At 45.1% G+C, this 16,540-nt stretch carries 15 protein-coding genes and 1 riboswitch; of the genes, 8 read left to right on the top strand and 7 right to left on the bottom strand.

Features of this window, described 5'->3' with window-relative positions:
* Positions 1–64: 64 nt before the first annotated feature.
* Both MHB85_RS17450 and mobB read left to right on the top strand, forming a co-directional pair.
* Positions 65–1,354, top strand: coding sequence for a molybdopterin molybdotransferase MoeA (locus MHB85_RS17450; RefSeq protein ID WP_192131946.1), 1,290 nt, complete (start codon positions 65–67; stop codon positions 1,352–1,354).
* 6 nt (positions 1,355–1,360) lie between these two features.
* On the top strand, positions 1,361–1,921 hold the full coding sequence (gene mobB, locus MHB85_RS17445) for a molybdopterin-guanine dinucleotide biosynthesis protein B (protein ID WP_192131115.1): 561 nt from the start codon (positions 1,361–1,363) through the stop codon (positions 1,919–1,921).
* Positions 1,922–2,140: 219 nt separating this feature from the next.
* On the opposite strand, the gene xerS is transcribed toward mobB, so the two are convergent.
* Positions 2,141–3,247 carry a tyrosine recombinase XerS gene (gene xerS, locus MHB85_RS17440; protein WP_076210138.1) on the bottom strand — a complete coding sequence of 369 codons (1,107 nt, stop codon included), beginning with the start codon at positions 3,245–3,247 and terminating at the stop codon, positions 2,141–2,143.
* Positions 3,248–3,425: 178 nt separating this feature from the next.
* Here xerS and MHB85_RS17435 point away from each other — a divergent pair, with 178 nt between their 5' ends.
* From MHB85_RS17435 to MHB85_RS17420, 4 genes are all read left to right on the top strand, one after another.
* A complete protein-coding gene (locus MHB85_RS17435; protein ID WP_091020763.1) occupies positions 3,426–3,914 on the top strand; it encodes a GNAT family N-acetyltransferase in 489 nt (162 codons plus the stop codon).
* A gap of 79 nt (positions 3,915–3,993) precedes the next feature.
* Entirely contained in the window at positions 3,994–4,767 is a 774-nt protein-coding gene (locus tag MHB85_RS17430; protein ID WP_091020764.1) for an SDR family NAD(P)-dependent oxidoreductase, read from the top strand.
* Between the two features lie 134 nt (positions 4,768–4,901).
* Positions 4,902–5,795 (top strand): aldo/keto reductase, encoded by an 894-nt coding sequence (locus tag MHB85_RS17425; protein ID WP_341073316.1) that lies wholly within the window; start codon positions 4,902–4,904, stop codon positions 5,793–5,795.
* A 627-nt stretch (positions 5,796–6,422) separates the two neighbouring features.
* Positions 6,423–7,769, top strand: a complete 1,347-nt coding sequence (locus MHB85_RS17420; protein ID WP_105599094.1) for an amino acid permease — start codon at positions 6,423–6,425, stop codon at positions 7,767–7,769.
* A 56-nt stretch (positions 7,770–7,825) separates the two neighbouring features.
* Here the strand turns inward: MHB85_RS17420 and MHB85_RS17415 are convergent, their stop codons facing one another.
* From MHB85_RS17415 to MHB85_RS17390, 6 genes are all read right to left on the bottom strand, one after another.
* Positions 7,826–8,587, bottom strand: coding sequence for a YqcI/YcgG family protein (locus MHB85_RS17415; protein WP_091019597.1), 762 nt, complete (start codon positions 8,585–8,587; stop codon positions 7,826–7,828).
* Positions 8,588–8,669: 82 nt separating this feature from the next.
* Positions 8,670–9,296, bottom strand: a complete 627-nt coding sequence (locus tag MHB85_RS17410) for a LysE family translocator (protein ID WP_017688112.1) — start codon at positions 9,294–9,296, stop codon at positions 8,670–8,672.
* A gap of 117 nt (positions 9,297–9,413) precedes the next feature.
* Positions 9,414–10,031 (bottom strand): DUF1989 domain-containing protein, encoded by a 618-nt coding sequence (locus MHB85_RS17405; RefSeq protein ID WP_091019596.1) that lies wholly within the window; start codon positions 10,029–10,031, stop codon positions 9,414–9,416.
* 148 nt (positions 10,032–10,179) lie between these two features.
* Positions 10,180–11,676, bottom strand: coding sequence for an amidase (locus tag MHB85_RS17400; protein WP_341073315.1), 1,497 nt, complete (start codon positions 11,674–11,676; stop codon positions 10,180–10,182).
* A 321-nt stretch (positions 11,677–11,997) separates the two neighbouring features.
* Positions 11,998–12,978: a DMT family transporter gene (locus MHB85_RS17395; RefSeq protein ID WP_091019592.1), complete on the bottom strand. Its 981-nt coding sequence runs from the start codon at positions 12,976–12,978 to the stop codon at positions 11,998–12,000.
* 144 nt (positions 12,979–13,122) lie between these two features.
* A riboswitch (FMN riboswitch) is annotated at positions 13,123–13,276 on the bottom strand.
* Positions 13,277–13,360: 84 nt separating this feature from the next.
* A complete protein-coding gene (locus MHB85_RS17390; protein ID WP_091019590.1) occupies positions 13,361–13,861 on the bottom strand; it encodes a DinB family protein in 501 nt (166 codons plus the stop codon).
* Positions 13,862–14,005: 144 nt separating this feature from the next.
* On the opposite strand from MHB85_RS17390, the gene MHB85_RS17385 reads away from it, so the two are divergent.
* Positions 14,006–14,557, top strand: coding sequence for a CGNR zinc finger domain-containing protein (locus MHB85_RS17385; protein ID WP_210108438.1), 552 nt, complete (start codon positions 14,006–14,008; stop codon positions 14,555–14,557).
* Positions 14,558–14,677: 120 nt separating this feature from the next.
* Positions 14,678–16,048, top strand: coding sequence for an amidohydrolase family protein (locus MHB85_RS17380; protein ID WP_373419891.1), 1,371 nt, complete (start codon positions 14,678–14,680; stop codon positions 16,046–16,048).
* Positions 16,049–16,540 lie beyond the last annotated feature (492 nt).

The following is a 16,540-nucleotide window of genomic DNA, read 5'->3' as shown; positions in this document are numbered from 1 at the left end:
GAGCATTCGGGCTACACTTTTTTAAAAGATGATATGTCTCTAGGAGGTAAGAATACTTTTGAAAATGAACTCACATTCACATGATATGACAACTGCCAAATTCAATCGAACAGCTGTACAGGTACCGGATGCCCAAGCCAAAATAGCTGCAAGAGTTACTGTAGGCTCCATAGAGAAAGTTCACCTTGAATCTGCTCATGGCCGCACACTTGCAGAGACGATTCAGGCACCCCATCCTTATCCATTTTTCCGGAGATCGGGTATGGATGGATTCGCGATTATAAGTACAGATACCATAGATGCATCGAGTAATCATCAAGTTTGGTTTCGAGTAATTGATGAAATTCCTTGCGGCTACACCTCGGACCACACCATTGTTTCAGGTACGACGGCTCGCATCATGACCGGTGCACAGGTTCCGGAAGGTGCGGATGCGGTAGTTATGATGGAGATGACCGAGAGCAAGGTAGAGGACGGAGCACAGTGGATTGCATTGAAACGGCACATATTATCGGGTGCTAACATCACCCCAATCGGACTGGAAGTCCAAGAGGGACAGCAACTGCTCGAAGCAGGAACGATCATCAGGGCAGGAGAGCAGTCCGTGTTAGCTACTTTTGGCATAGCAGAGGTTCCCGTATTTCAACGTCCAAAGGTGGCGATATTCGCAACTGGCACGGAATTGCTTGATGTAGATGAACCCCTGCAACCGGGCCGGATTCGAAACAGCAACAGCTACATGCTGCGTTCTCTGGTCGTTGAAGCGGGAGGAGAGCCGGTGATGTACGGTTCTATTGCAGACGATGTGAATACGGCAAGGGCCAAACTGGAAGAAGCCATTCAAGATAATGATATCGTGGTGACTACAGGCGGTGTATCCGTCGGGGATTATGATATTATGGGCGAACTTGTGCTGGAAGAACATGTGGAGATGTTATTTAACAAAGTGACAATGCGACCAGGGAGTGTGACCACAGCTGCTGTGTATAAAGACAAATTGCTTTTTGCGCTTTCGGGTAATCCGGGTGCTTGTTTTGTGGGTTTTGGTCTATTTGTTCATCCTACCATTCGTTCCATGCAAGCCGATGCTCATCCTTATCTGGAAGAATGGACTGCCATCTTGGAAGATGGGTACACCAAAGTAAACAATTTTACACGGTTCGTACGTGGACGCACAGAGATCCGCAACGGCATGGTGTACGCGATACCAGCCGCAGCCCGTGTAGATGAATCCAGTGTGATGATCACCATTAAGGATAGTGATTGTCTGATAGTTGTCCCACCTGAGAAAAAAGGTATTCCTGCGGGTGAGCAGGTACGTATTCTTAAACTGCCCTCAGGTCATGTGAGGTAGTGGTAGATGACTACTATGAGTGATACAAAGCCACATATCATACAGATTGTTGGATACAAAAACACGGGCAAGACAACCCTGACAGCCGCGCTGATCAGGCACTTTTCTTCCATGGGACTTAAAGTAGCAGCGATTAAGCATGATGGACATGATCATTTTGAGATGGATCAAGATGGAACGGATTCGTATCAATTTGGGGAGTCGGGGGCCTCGGCGGTGGTTGTCATGTCCGAGAAACGTACTGCGATTATGGAGCGACAGGCAACCAAGCTGGAGGATATGCTGAGCTATCTGTCCGGTTATGATTGGATTGTCATTGAAGGATTCAAGGATACATCTTATCCCAAATTCGTGATGGTTCGAGAAGAGAAAGATCTGACCTTGGTTGATCAACTTGAAGGGGTACTGGGGATGATCTCATGGCTACCTTCAGAGCAGTTTATAGAGCGGAGCACTTTTAGCAGAAATATAACATGTTACTCGGTTCATGAAACGGAGGATATAGCCAAAGCGTTGTTAGCGATGGTTGAGAGCGAGTGTAGGCAGAATGGTGAAGTCGAATCGTAGAAACGTCAAGAAGTGGGAAATTATAATCGCTGGATATGATTGAATGTACAGAGAGCGTGATTAATCGCCTTTGGGTATAACGTAAGATTTATTATGTAAACTAAATTGTTTCTACATGTGCTTTTCTCCTTGAATGATGCAAAAAAATAAAAAAAGCAGCAGACCTTTCTCGGATCAGAATCCTTGATGCGGTTTGCTGCTTTTATTATGTTTGGGATGTTACATCCCGTCGTCAGTACGGCGTTCGATGGCTTCGGACATCGTTTTGTCGGTAAGGTGAGCATAGATCTCGGTCGTTTCCGTAGAAGCGTGTCCGAGCTGCTCCTTCGTTTTGTAAATATCATTTTGCAAATAATAGTCCGTTGCGAATGAATGGCGTAATTTGTGCACAGTCAAGTATGGTTTGCCAAAGCGCTTGGCGTATTTCATAATCATGGCCTGGATCGCTCTTTTGGTCATTCGACTTCCTTCTGAATCTCCGTTACGCAAAGCAATGAACAGACCTTTCTCCCGCTTGGGCGTACGGTAACGTGATTGCCGCAGGTTCATATAAGTCGCGAGTTCATCCTTGGCCTGTTCCCTGAAATAAACGGGTGTTTTGTACGTCTCATCATTGTTACCTTTGCGATAAACATACAGGAGTTTGTTGTTCAGATCGAGATCATCGACGTTCAGGTTCACGACCTCCGACACCCGTAAACCTGAATTGAGGATCAGGCTGGCAATGCAGGCGTCTCGTTCTTTGTTGAGCTCATGGGAATACAGTGCCTGTTTGTTCTTTTCCATATCTACAGCGTAACCTTCAAGGATATAGCCGATAAATTCCAGCAGTTCCTCTTCCTCCAGAATTTTACCTTTGAGTTTGGCAGCGGTATCCTTGGGTTTATGGGTACGCTTGATCTCGATTTTGGCCATAATGTTCCGCTTCAGTAAAGGATAAAAGTCTTCATCTTCCGCAATCTGGCTCAGGTAATGGAAAAGGGATCGAAGGGAAGAGAGTTTGCGAGAGACGGTAATTCTGGAATTGGTTCCTTCCCGTTTGGTTGTGAGAAATAACCGATAGGCGGTAACCGAATCCATGCGAAGGACTTCCAGTTCAGTCAACGTTACTTCTTTATTAGAGCTTGCCTCGGACAGCCCTTCTGCTCGCAACCATCCGAAGAAAGCTTCGTAATCTCTCAGATATTCGAGCAGGGTAGAGGGGGACAGGTCAGGCAGCTTGTAGTCCATGAATTGCTGAACGAACCAAGGCATGGAAGGTAGTTTGTCATCCAGCTTGCGTCGATCAATCTCTTTTTGCACGTTGGTCAAGTTCGACACCTCCATGTGAAAAACATATAAAATGAATATTCAATTTAATCGTATTCTATGCTCTAGTGTACCATAATTTACATGCTCACAGCTTGTTCACTAAAGCAGGCAGTAAGTAGGGGATGCTTCCTTGCCCTTCGGCGCGTAAACCTTTAAAGTAATTAGTATACGTAAAGCAGAGGAGGTGAACCGGATGAATATGAAAATAGAACTGGTTCCCCGGGAACGCAGTCAGGTGATTCGGCATTTAATGCAATTTTATCTATATGATTTTACCAAATATCTGAATATTGATGTGGACAGTAACGGCATTTTTCCGGAATATCCGGGTCTGGAGGCATTCTGGGCAGAAGAAGACCGCAAGTTTCCTTTTTTGATTACAAGTGACGGGGCACCTGCAGGGTTTGCTCTGGTGGAGAAATTGGAGCCTGGTAGTAAGGATAATGACTACTATTTGACTGAGTTTTTTGTGATGCAAAAATATCGGCGCAGTGGATTGGGTACTCGGGCAGCCTATGAGCTGTTTAGACGTTTTCCAGGAAGATGGAAAGTAACCCAGGTTCGTAACAATGTCATTGCGCAGGCGTTCTGGCGAAAAATTATAGGGGATTATACCGGAGGCCGCTTTCGAGAGAAGTTCCATCCGGAACTGGGTAATCCAAGCCAGTATTTTGTAACCTGATTCCCATCGGGGTTTACCTACATATAGAAGCATTCTGCTTGAATGCTGAAATAAAGAATCTGATGAAGGAGTGAGTCACATGAACGTACCCACATTCCATCTCGATGGACAGACAGCACTGGTGACAGGCGCTGGGAGAGGGATCGGAAAAGCAGTTGCGATAGGACTTGCCCAGTCAGGCAGTGACGTTGTACTTGTATCCCGAACAATGAAAGAAATTGAGGAGACAGCTGCCTACATCTATGAACAGACGGGGCGTAAAGCGCTAGCTCTGACTGCGGATGTGACATCAAAAGAACAACTGGAAGAGACGTTTCAAGAGGCGATCTCGGAGATGGGTAGTCTGGACATTCTGGTGAATAACGCAGGTATGAACATACGGACACCAGCACTTGAAGTTACGGACGAGCAGTGGGAGACCATCATGCAGACAAACTTAAAATCGGCTTTTTTTGCTTCGCAATTAGCGGGTCAGCATATGAAAGAACGTGGGACTGGGAAGATCATTAACATCTCTTCGGTAGGTGGGCATACGGCTTTGCGGACAGGGGTTGTATATGGTGCGACCAAAGCTGCGTTAATTCATATGACCAAAGTGCTCGCACTGGAATGGGGAAAGTATGGAATCCGTGTCAATTCAGTAGGGCCATGGTATTTCCGAACACCTTTGACAGAAAAGCTGCTGGATGATCCCCAGTATTTGCAGGAAATTGTAAGTCGTACACCGCTACAGCGAGTGGGAGAACTGGAAGAAGTGGTAGGGCCGGTTGTATTCCTGGCATCAGATGCAGCGGGATATATAACGGGTCAAACGTTGTTGGTTGACGGTGGAATGTCCATTTATGGTTTCTAAATAAATTAAGTTGGGTGCAGTCTGGAAAAGTGGGTGGCATAACCAACTCATGGGTAATAACATAAGGGAAGTTGAAGTTAATCTGTATTTCTATTTATCTGTACCCAATTCACTGAACTTGGAGGAAGATAACCATGGAAACGCGCAAGTACGGTAATACTGGCATGAACGTAAGTACACTTGGATTTGGCGGAGCGGAAATAGGCAAAAATGTATCCAAAACGGATGTAGCGACATTGCTGAATAGTGCCCTGGATGCTGGATTAAACGTGATAGACACGGCTGAATGTTACGGTGACAGCGAGGAATTAATCGGTGAGGTGCTGTCACATCGGCGTGATGACTACTATTTGTTCACCAAATGTGGACATGCTGCCGGGATTGAAGGTCTGGATTGGGATGCCAAAGTACTGGAGCAAACGATTGAACGCAGTCTGAAACGGCTGAAAACGGACTATGTGGATGTTATCCATTTGCATAGCTGCTCTGAAGAAGTACTCCGACAAGGAGCAGTAATCGAAGTACTGCAACGTGCCAAGGAAACGGGAAAAACTAGATTTATCGGATATAGTGGGGATACAACAGATGCGCTATATGCGATTCAGACCGGAGTATTTGACAGCCTGGAGACTTCATTAAATATCGCAGATCAGGAAGCAATTGATCTTACGTTGCCTGAGGCAAGAAAAAGAAACATGGGAGTAATCGCCAAAAGACCTATTGCCAATGCGGCCTGGACGTATGATACACTCTCGGAAGAGGCTTATCCATTTATATATTGGAAGCGCTTAAGCGAACTTAACTATGGTTTTTTGAGTGAAGATGCCCAGACAGCGGTAGAAACAGCACTGCGTTTTACGCTAAGTACCGAAGGCGTAGATACGGCTATTGTAGGAACAGCCAAGCCCAATCGCTGGCAGCAAAATGCCGACCTTGTGGCTAAAGGCACATTACCACAGGAAATATATGATGAGATTAGAACACGATGGAAAGAAATCGCCGGAACAGATTGGACTGGCCGGACTTAAATTGGAAATATTAGCGAAGTCGCCTTTATGGCGGCTTTTTTTATGACCAACATAAAATATTTTCAATATATGAAAAATTCACAACAGTATTCGGAACAGAGGCTGCGAAAAATTTTAGGGGATTATGCCTATACGTCAGCCTATTCCGAAAACTGGTGAAAAAGGATAAAAAGGAAAAATCCCAGGAGGTAGCCCTTCTTATAAACGACTAAATTTATAAAAAACGACGAAGCTATTGAGAAAATACGAAAAAGAAACAGTCTACGTTCAATTTAAAAGAAATAACGACTTATTTTATAAAATTTCAACATATGAAAAATTCACAATAGAAAGATCATTTTCTCACCTTAGTTACCATCTCTCACATAGCCACATTGACGCACCACTAAGTTTAAAAGGAAAACCATTCTAAGCGATTGAAGTCAACCACTTTTTTTGCGGATTTAAATAGAATTGAAAATATATCTTTATTCTGATCTTAAAAAGCATACAGCTTAAAAGCATCATCAGAATAAATGAAACATATTATATATTATGTAAACTAATAATAATTCTTTTTTGGCAATACAGACATAAAACCTCCATGACCTGTAAATCGTAAGGGGATAAGGTAGAAGGAGGAGCTTCATGAAAAGTCAGCAACACCGTAAAAACGACGACGAAAAACTAAGTTGGGTCAGCTTATCCCTGTTTGGCGCGGGTTGCACACTGGGAACGGGATTTTTTCTAGGGACCAGTCTGGCGATTCATTGGGCTGGGATATCCGTACTTATATTGTTGGTGCTGGCGGCAGCAGGTACTTACTTTGTATTTGGTGCGCTGGCACAGATGACCGCAGAAGATCCAAAGGAAGGCGCTTTTCGAACGTATGCAGGCGAAGCATTCGGACCTTGGGCTGGTTTTGGTAGTGGATGGATGTACTGGTTCTCTGAAATGCTCATCATGGGCAGCTCATTAACGGCACTTGGGCTGTTCTCTCAATTCTGGTTTCCCAAGTTTCCGCTTTGGACATTTGTTGCGATCTATGCCGCTATAGGTCTCTTCATTGCTGCACTGGGAGCAAAGGGATTAACCAAAACGGAGAATATTCTTGCTGTAATCAAACTTGCTGCAACGGTTGCATTTATAGCTATAGCAGGAGCGGCTTGTCTAGGTTGGCTACCGGTAAAAGTGACACCAGAGCAATTGAAGAATGAGTGGTTCCCGCATGGGGGTAAAGGCGTATGGACCGGTTTCATCTATGCATTCTTTGCTTTTGCCGGGATCGAGGTTATGGGGTTGATGGCAGCTAACCTGAAAGAACCAAAAGATGCAGTGAAATCAGGTCGAGTAATGTTATTATCGGTGAGTACACTCTATGTGATTTCAATTGCGTTGATCCTGTTGCTTGTGCCTTCAACTCAGTTAACTCCAGATGAAAGCCCGCTTGTCAAAGCCATGTCAACCATTGGATTAACCGTTGTGGTCCACATTCTCAACGGAATTCTGATTATAGCCGGATTCTCGACGATGGTGGCTTCGTTATATGCCATTACGTCCATGTTGGTGAAACTCGCAGAAGATGGAGATGCACCAAAGCTGTTCACGAAGACCTGGGGAAAAAAGGACATGCCACTTCAGGCATTGTGCTGTACAGCGGCTGGATTAGTCCTGTCTACCTTGATGGCATTATGGATGCCCAAGAGTTTGTTTGAATATGTGACGACAGCAGGTAGTCTGGTATTAATGTATACATGGCTGCTCATCTGCATCACGTACATTAAAAAAATGAAGCCTGTGAAGTGGAATCGCATCAAAGTGTGGATTGCCATGGTATTAATTGTGGCCGCTGTGGCCGGAACAGCGATGGAAAAAGCCAGCAGAACGGGTCTGCTGGCAAGTGTGGGACTTGTCGTATTTCTTGGGATCATCACGTATGTTGTTCATAAGGTTCGTGGCTCGAAACCACCGCAGTCAGCACCATCCAAACCATAAGTACCTTTCAGCAACTTTCGTGGATGTCGCACAACGGATTAATGAGTGCTTTAAGATTATTTCGTCAACTTGCCTAGGGCTTGCTTCATCCGCATGAATGGACATTTGGAGGGTGTCTGCTCATCATCAGGCAAGAAATACTGTTTCCATTCCAGATTATCTTGCTGACCATACCACATCAGCGAAGGGTGAGCAGGTACAGCATCATACGCAGCGAGACGTTTGCGAATCAAGGTTTTCATTTTACGGCCAAGAGGGGTATTGTCATTAATGGATTCGAATACCCACCGTGGTTGAAAAGCAAACATGAGATAAGGAAAATGCCGGCTGGCTCGGAGTTCATGTGCAGGAGTTGCACAGAAACAAAAGTAAGGCTCTCCGCCAAAGCAAAATTCCCATGATGAATCATGAGGATCGGTTGAAATATGTTCTGGCCACGGCTCGGTATCGTGTGAACTTACCCGATTAAGCATTTGCCAGAATAACGTCTGATATTGCTCTACCGTTGTATGATCTTTCAGATCAGTTGGCGTATCACAGATCACAACCATGGAAGCGTAATGACCGGTGTCTCTGGATACAGGACCATATTGTCTAAGCAGATCCGCCATATCTTCGGCAGCTTGTTCAGATCGGGGGTCACACGTAAAGCCATACCTCAAATGTCCGGACAGAAATCCCATTCGTCCAGGTACACATGGATACGTATTATTTTCATCGGCGATCATATCTGCAAATTGCGAATAAGCGTCCTGCTGCCAAGATGGTAGACGCTCATATAAACTATTTATTTCGTCGGCACTATACAGCTCCGCCATTGATTCCCAACTCCATTCCACATGATACCGTTACAGTATTAATGTGGGGGAAGTTGGGTGACTGTCCAGCCTGATTTTATTGTCAGAAAAATATGGAACGCACAGCTTCGTAACCGAAATACAAACCAAATCCGATCAGGCAGATTCCCGAAATGATGGAGATCCAGCGCAATACATTTTCACTGCTATGTTTGTGGAATCGACTGGCCATTCCAGCCATAATGACATCCCACACCAGAATGCCAATAAATATGCCTGAACTGTAAAGCAGTAAATGAGCGGTGTCCGTATGCTTTACAGTTGTCGCGAGAATGGAGCCATAGATCCCAAGCCAAAACAAAATATTCAGTGGATTGGACAGAGCCATCAAAAAGCCAGAAATAAACGATTTTCGAACAGTCGCCTCCGCAGTAGATGTACCTTGAATCCCCTGTTTCAGCTTCGAGAGCGTTTCCACTCCCGTGTAAATCAGAATAAAACTGCCAAATGACCAGAGAAAAGAGCGCATAAACGGCGTGTCCAGAAAATGGGCAACTCCAAAATAAATCAGCAGCATATACACCAAGTCTGCAAACATAGCTCCGAGTCCTAGAATCCAGGCATGCATGAATCCATGTCGAGCTCCACGGTCCAGTTGAGCAGCATTAATCGGACCGATTGGAGCGGACAATGATATTCCCAGAATAATATAACTGAACAGTACAGACATAAATACGTTCACTCCTTAACGGGTTCGACGAATTGTACCAGTAGTCACATAAAATGGGTACAAGTCATCGTATTCCCGCAAGGAGTGAATTAGAACAAACTGTGAGGATATAGCACTTTAACCAGCAGGCGACTCCACATCGAGTTGAACAGGTGTACAATGATAGCCATTGCAAGAACTTTCCTCGCACGGACAAGCCGATAAACCGATGATCAGATCCATCAAAGCTTCCATTTCAACATAATCCCCTGCACATGATTCGGGAGCGATAACATCAATTTTGCCTTCACCATCTACTACGGAATTCATAAACAGATTGAAAGGATAATGTTGATCCGGGGGAGAGATACCGAAAGGTTCAAGAGCAGTATTCAGATTATTATAACAACTGGGATGGTCCTTTTTATCATATAAGACCTCATACATTTCCGGACGACAGGCCGAATTGAAAAAATCATGAATGCCTACAGTTTCACTGACAATGGAAATGAGAGGTTTATAACGGTTGGAATACAGGCATTGCCCCGGTTTAATTCTGTAATTGCGCAGGACATCGAGGGTTACCCCGGGATCAAGCCGATTATTAATATTCTGTGCATCATAAGCGACAAAGTCAACCACTTGCTGCCCTTCCAAATCAGTTATACGGATCAGTGAGCCTTTTTTCACTCTAAGAGCGTAGCCTGTCTTGGCAGGAATGTGAATAGATTGTTTATGAGATTCCGTTGAATTCATCACTGTCTCCTCCGATGTCTTTTTACTTCAGTATGCGGAGACGACATTGCTTTCATGCACTATAGCAAGTAATGTAGGCATGCGAATATGAAAAATAAGAATAGAGTGGATGAAAGATTACTCATCAGAAACGTGTAAAATATTGCGTTTATGCTGGGAACAGAGGATTACCTTTCATCCCAATCCAAAGTTCGGATGTTTCCAACTGACCAGCGAGATGCAGCAACCAGTCTTCACGGCCTTTGGTTGCCATAACCTGTACACCCATTGGCAAACCTTCTGGTGTCATATGAAGAGGTACACTTATCGCAGGCTGGCCGGTCAGATTTGCAAGCTGGGTGAAAGGTGTATACGTAAGACTGGGCTCAAACATTTCATAAATGAGTTGCTGCTGCTGGGTCTTGTCCAACTCACTAATTCGCATCAGATTACGGATCTGTTCGTCTTGAGGTGTTAATTCTCCAATCTTAGGCGCAGAAAAAGCATTAACGGGTGTGACATAGAAGTCATAACGCTCAAACAAGGTGGACATCTGAGCTGCAGCTACATCCCATTCAGCTAAGTTATGTACAAATTCCGCGGCGGACACCTTTTTTCCAGCTTCAGCCAGAACCCAGGATTCAATCTCCATATCATCGGAGGTCAGAGCCCGACCCATGGATCGTTCCATGGAAGAGATCATCGCGGCCATCTCACCACTGTTCATCATGTAATAATTTTCCATCAACCTAACTCCATTGACTGGACTGAGTTTTTCTTCAACATGATGACCTTGATCTTCCAACCAGCGAACGAGCTTGAGTACAGACTCTTTGGCTTCTACGCTGACGGGTGTACCTACGGGCGAATCGGTTGTGTATGCAATTTTCAGTTTGCGTTGATGTGGATAGCTCATATCTGCCAAGTAACTGCCTGGAAAGAGTGGCGCATGAAATGCAGCTTCAGGCTGTATGACTTGTAAGGTATCAAGCAATGCAGCACTGTCCCGAACCGAGCGAGAGAGGGCAAAATCAATCGATGCGCCTTGCCATTGACGACCAACTCCCGGTCCTACAGGAGTGCGCCCGCGAGTTGGCTTCAATCCAAACAATCCGCTAAAGGAAGCCGGGATACGAATCGAACCGCCTCCGTCACTGGCTCCGGCCAGAGGAACAATACCCGAAGCTACAGCGGCAGCGGCTCCACCGCTTGATCCACCGGGAGAGTGATTGATATTCCAGGGATTGCGACTTGGACCATGGAGGCGGGGCTCCGTAATATTTTTCAAGCCAAATTCGGGCGTATTCGTATGTCCTATGATGATAAAACCCGCATCACGGAGTCGAGTGACAAAATTGGAATTGCGTAATGCCCGATGCTCGCTGAACAGACGGGAGCCTGAAGTCAGAAATTCACCTTCCAAGGATTGCGAGATATCTTTCAGGAGTAGGGGCACACCGGCAAAAGGTTGTTCTCCAGGGCGAACCAAACTGGCTTCCTCCCGTGCGCGATTTTCATATGTACGAATAACTGCATTAAGTTGCGGATTCACTTCTTCAAGGCGTGCAAACGCCGCTTCCAGCAATTCAACCGGGGATACTTCCCGGGATCGGATCAGTTCAGCCAAACCTACGGCGTCGTAGGAGGTATATGAGAATGAAGACATTATGATCGTTCCTCTCTGAATATAATTCATCTGTTTATTCCATATGTCATCGTACCATCGGATTGGACAAAAGACAAAACATAGAAGAGACGTAGTGCGATGATTAGCATATTCGGTATGGGTCGAATGGAAAAGAGGAAGGAGTTGCGATATCAAAATAAAATAAAGCACAGGGTTAATAGCTCATATTGCTAATTGAGAAAATGATTGAGTAACATCGAGAAATGGAAATAAAAAACCACTGCTCATCTAATTTGATGTGCAATGGTTTTATTTTTATATTTGACTATTTGTTTATATGAGAACCTCGGATATATCCACTTACTCTGTACGCAGCTTCGGTGCCGCATCAGTCGCAGTGGATGATCTTTCCTGCTGTCTGGAAATGGCGAAGAGGGCCACCCAGATTAAAATAAAACCAAGCAACTGCTCCCATGTAATCAGCGTACGGAAAGCGATCCAGTTCACCAACACACCCGCCATCGGGAAGCTAAGTTCTGCGAGTGTTGCAACAGAAGCTTTGGTTGACGACAGACCTTTGTAATACAACAGAAGACTGAGCAAACCTGGTAACAATGCCTGACCGAGAATGTTGAGGATGACAGCGGTCTGTTCACCCGTTCCGGACGGAAACGTCCATGCCGCACCTTCGTTCCACGTCATAAAAATCAGGAGCGGGAGAGCAACGACAAAACGAAGAGAGGTGACGGTTTCGTAACGCGCCTGACCCAGCATCAATCGTCCCATAACGGTTGAACCTCCCCATAAGGCAGCGGCCCCAAGGGATAACAAGCTTCCAGCATGAATCCAGTTGTCCCAGTTACCTAATGGCAATGTGAAGCCAAATGTAAGCAGGTAGGTTCCTGCTAATGCGATGAAGAACAATCCACCGAAGCGACGAGGCAACGTTTCTTTCAATAACAGTTTAGCCAGCACGATAGCGAAGAGTGGTTGCATTTTTTGCAATAATAGAACTGTGTTCGGATCGTTATGTGTTAGTGCCATGGTGAACAACACCGTTGCAAGTGCTGAACCTCCCCATGAGATAAAAATCACGGCAATCCAGTGGCGAGCGCGCAGGTTTTTCAGGTCAGACCGGAATTTCCATAGCACGGGAATGGCAATAAGACTGACGATGATATGTTCCACCAGTACAATCTGCGTGGATGTCATCGTATTTAGCAAAATAATGCGGAAGAGTGGGTCGACCCCCCATAAGGCGGCGCCGAGAACTACAAGCCAGAATCCGGTATTACTTCGTTCCTTGCGGTAAACAGGTGATGCTGCTGATGTCTTTTCCATATTCAGGACTCCTTCGTCAGAACACGGAATCTTCAGTTGGCAAAATCGACAGAAGCCCCCGTTTTGGTATATACCAAATAAACGGGGGCTCATCCAAGGACATGCGTCAGGAAAGAGGCCTTCCCGTGAACGGCATGTCAATGTGTTGATCTTCTCTCATCCGGACTGTACCGTCGGCCTTGGATTCACACCAAGTCAGTCGCTAAATGTCCTTCGTTAAGAACAAATAGCGAGTCGCGGGCTGGTTCCTAAGAACATCACCGCCGGTTGGGAATTGCACCCTACCCCGAAGATCCTATTCAATTATATAGTGTGTTAAACAAGCTGTAACATTAATAAGTTCATCTTATTCCTGTAAGCGCTAGCAGTTCAAGCATTTTTTTTAGAAAACGATTTTCCAGCTTCCTTGTTGTCTGCGAAGAAGCACGATCTGACCTGCGTGATACGCATCATGGAGTACCCATCGAGCCAGTTCGTGTGCCCATTTCTCTTCGGAGTCCATATATGCGGCTTCAAGATCTGACTCTTCGAGTGCAGCCAATTGATCTCGCAACTGCTGGGCTAATCGAGTTGTACCCTGTAGCAGTGTATTCCAACCAGCTGCATCCGTTGCATCTCCCGGATTCCCAAATGTGTATTCATTGGAGTCTACAGCAGGAAGGGTAGGCTCCTTACTTTGCATGCGACACAATAAGCGATGGTTGTAATAATACATATGGTTAACCAACTGCCAGATGCTTAATCCCCCTGAGGGTGGAATCCAGGCTGCTTGTTCTGCTGTAAGACCCTCCAAGGATTTCGACAAAGGTACAATCCAATTGCATTGATCCCATGTATTATCCTTTTGAATCAGTAACACATCTAATGCTGTTGTTTTCGTCATTGCCGTTTCCTCCTTGAGAATTATTGTGATGTATGATGTAACTAGCTAAAACTGATTAATGAGGTTACACTTAATATAACACATCAAAGACAGGGTGTAACCACCTTTATTGATTTAAGGTAGTTACATTAAACGGAGGTAGACATGGACAGACTTTGGACCGATTTTGTAAACAGCGATTATCACGACTGGCGTGGGGGAGATCGATCGGAGGACAGACTCGGGAAGGCGAGCTGGCAGCAAGACTTTCTGGATCGATGGCAACTTAACGCTTCTGTCCCTGCATCTCCAGAAGATGAGTTGTCGATGAGAAACTTCAGGAACGAATTGATGGCTCTTGGAGCTCGCTTATCTTCTGGAGCATCATTAACGGATGAAGAGCAACAGTGGCTGAATGGTGTTATGGAAGCAGGGCATGTAAAAAGAACATTGACTACAATTGATCAGGGACTGAAACTCCAACTAATAGCTGTAGAAGCTCATTGGCAACAGGTTATGGCTGAGGTAGCTGCTGACTTTGCAATAACTTTGGTGGAGGGAGAAGGGGGCAGGATTCGGATCTGTGATAATTCGGATTGTCGCTGGATGTTCTATGATGATACCCGAAGCAGAACACAGAAGTACTGTGATGATAAGATGTGCGGCAACCTGATGAAGGTCAGAAGATTTCGGGCGAAACACAAATCCCAAAATTGATAAATACTAACAATAACTATATAATGTATATATACTAGCGAAAAAATAGTCAGAAGCAGTACGGATTCGTAAGCAGGATGTGATCGTCTTTCAAACCAAATTAGATGGGAGATGTGTCTTGTGCGGACAAGTTATCTGTTGAAAAATGGCTGTGTGTTGTCGATGGATGCTCGAATTGGACAGTATAAGAGGGCGGACGTTCTGATTCAGGATTCACTGATCATGGCGATCCAGCCCGACCTGGATATTCCGGGTGCGGAGGTCATTGATGCTTCATCGATGATTATTATGCCTGGGCTGGTGGACACGCATCGGCATATGTGGGAATCCCTTGTCAAAACAGCGGGAACCAACTGGTCGTTACCCGTTTATTTGCAGAATCTCTATTATGGTGCGATGGGGAGCAAGCTCCGTCCAGAAGATAGTTATATTGCCAACCTGCTTGGTTCCTTGGAAGCGCTTAATGCAGGAGTTACGACAGTAATGGATTGGAGCATGCCGTATTCCCCTGACCATACGGATGAATTGATTCGTGGACTTCAGGATGCTGGCATTCGGGCGGTATTTGCTCACGGAGTCCCTGGTGAGACCGACTACTGGAATCGGGATAGTCAACTCACGTATTCGAATAATGATGTGAGAAGAGTCAAAGAACGTTATTTTTCATCACGGGATCAATTGCTTACTTATGGGCTTGCCATTCGTGGTCCGGAGTTCAGTCATTGGGATACAACGGTAAAAGAGATCGAGCTAGCACAAGAGTTGGATGCCATCTGTTCCATGCATGCAGGATTTGGCAGTTGGGGATCTGTGGATCGCTCGATTAGTCAATTGTACGAAGCGGGACTGTTAAGTCCACGGGTGAATATCGTTCATGGTAACACCATGGGCATGGATGAATACAAAATGCTGGCAGATAGCGGCGCTTCCTTGTCGGTCACACCTGAGGTTGAAATGATGATGGGTCATGGATATCCGGCCACCGGCTATTTTCTCGAACATGGGGGAACCCCTACACTTGGTGTAGATGTGGTAACGTCCACAGGCGGAGATATGTTCTCGCAGATGAAGTTTGCACTTCAAGCTGAACGATCCAGAGCCAATGAACAACTTTTGCAGCAGGGTGAGATGCCTGGTGAGTTGAACTTGCAGTCCAGCCAAGTACTGAGATTTGCAACTTCGGCTGGTGCCCAAGCATTAGGATTGGAGCAGAAGGTCGGAACGCTGACCCCAGGAAAGGAAGCGGATCTGATCATGATTCGTACCACCGATCTGAATATGTTCCCCGTTCATGATCCAATCGGCGCTGTCGTTCAGTTCGCTAATCCATCCAATGTGGATACCGTGTTTGTGGCAGGTCGCCTTGTGAAGCGAGAGGGTAAGCTGTTGAATGTTGATTTAGATGCGATTCGTCATGCGGCAATGCAGAGCAAAGATTATTTATTATCCCAATACCGGATGTCGGACGCGGAGAGAATTGCTTTTTCATAATTCGCTTTTTCATAAAAGCCAAGAAATATTTACTTCGTATTTTCATATACACCTTTAGCTGTATAAAGAGGAAAGGAAGAGCCATATCATGCGATGTGGCTCTTTTACATGCTTGCATATCGTCGAAATAGACAGGATAACGGAAGAAGAGACAGCGGAAAAAGACGAAAAAAGCTCTCATTCTCGTAACTTCAGATAACAAGGCATTAAGGATATTTTTTATATAAAATAAGGCTTATAAAAACTGCGCATAATATAAATTATACGCAGTTTTGTTTTAAATCGATTTTCATATTCAACCCCGTGCAACAGTTCATGATAATTTTCGCGAAAAAAGAACAAAATAAGAGATCCTTAAAAATAAATTTAACCAAGCAACGCGATAACGTGTAGAATTCGATAGGTTTTTATAGGTGATCGATAAGATAGAACAAATGACTTTTTCATAGAACAGATGGGAAACCATTTAATCTCTGCTACATCCATAGCACA

The organism is Paenibacillus sp. FSL K6-4396, assembly GCF_038002525.1.
GTDB classification, from domain to species: Bacteria; Bacillota; Bacilli; order Paenibacillales; family Paenibacillaceae; genus Paenibacillus; species Paenibacillus amylolyticus_B.
The sequence above is the reverse complement of the archived record's forward strand: the minus strand, read 5'-3'. Positions and strand labels throughout refer to the sequence as shown.

Excerpts from the sequence above, each read along its gene's own strand:
- MHB85_RS17450 (WP_192131946.1), top strand. The coding sequence starts at position 65 with ATGAACTCACATTCACATGATATGACAACTGCCAAATTCAATCGAACA.
- mobB (WP_192131115.1), top strand. The coding sequence starts at position 1,361 with ATGACTACTATGAGTGATACAAAGCCACATATCATACAGATTGTTGGA.
- xerS (WP_076210138.1), bottom strand. The coding sequence starts at position 3,247 with ATGGAGGTGTCGAACTTGACCAACGTGCAAAAAGAGATTGATCGACGC.
- MHB85_RS17435 (WP_091020763.1), top strand. The coding sequence starts at position 3,426 with ATGAATATGAAAATAGAACTGGTTCCCCGGGAACGCAGTCAGGTGATT.
- MHB85_RS17430 (WP_091020764.1), top strand. The coding sequence starts at position 3,994 with ATGAACGTACCCACATTCCATCTCGATGGACAGACAGCACTGGTGACA.
- MHB85_RS17425 (WP_341073316.1), top strand. The coding sequence starts at position 4,902 with ATGGAAACGCGCAAGTACGGTAATACTGGCATGAACGTAAGTACACTT.
- MHB85_RS17420 (WP_105599094.1), top strand. The coding sequence starts at position 6,423 with ATGAAAAGTCAGCAACACCGTAAAAACGACGACGAAAAACTAAGTTGG.
- MHB85_RS17415 (WP_091019597.1), bottom strand. The coding sequence starts at position 8,587 with ATGGCGGAGCTGTATAGTGCCGACGAAATAAATAGTTTATATGAGCGT.
- MHB85_RS17410 (WP_017688112.1), bottom strand. The coding sequence starts at position 9,296 with ATGTCTGTACTGTTCAGTTATATTATTCTGGGAATATCATTGTCCGCT.
- MHB85_RS17405 (WP_091019596.1), bottom strand. The coding sequence starts at position 10,031 with ATGAATTCAACGGAATCTCATAAACAATCTATTCACATTCCTGCCAAG.
- MHB85_RS17400 (WP_341073315.1), bottom strand. The coding sequence starts at position 11,676 with ATGTCTTCATTCTCATATACCTCCTACGACGCCGTAGGTTTGGCTGAA.
- MHB85_RS17395 (WP_091019592.1), bottom strand. The coding sequence starts at position 12,978 with ATGGAAAAGACATCAGCAGCATCACCTGTTTACCGCAAGGAACGAAGT.
- MHB85_RS17390 (WP_091019590.1), bottom strand. The coding sequence starts at position 13,861 with ATGACGAAAACAACAGCATTAGATGTGTTACTGATTCAAAAGGATAAT.
- MHB85_RS17385 (WP_210108438.1), top strand. The coding sequence starts at position 14,006 with ATGGACAGACTTTGGACCGATTTTGTAAACAGCGATTATCACGACTGG.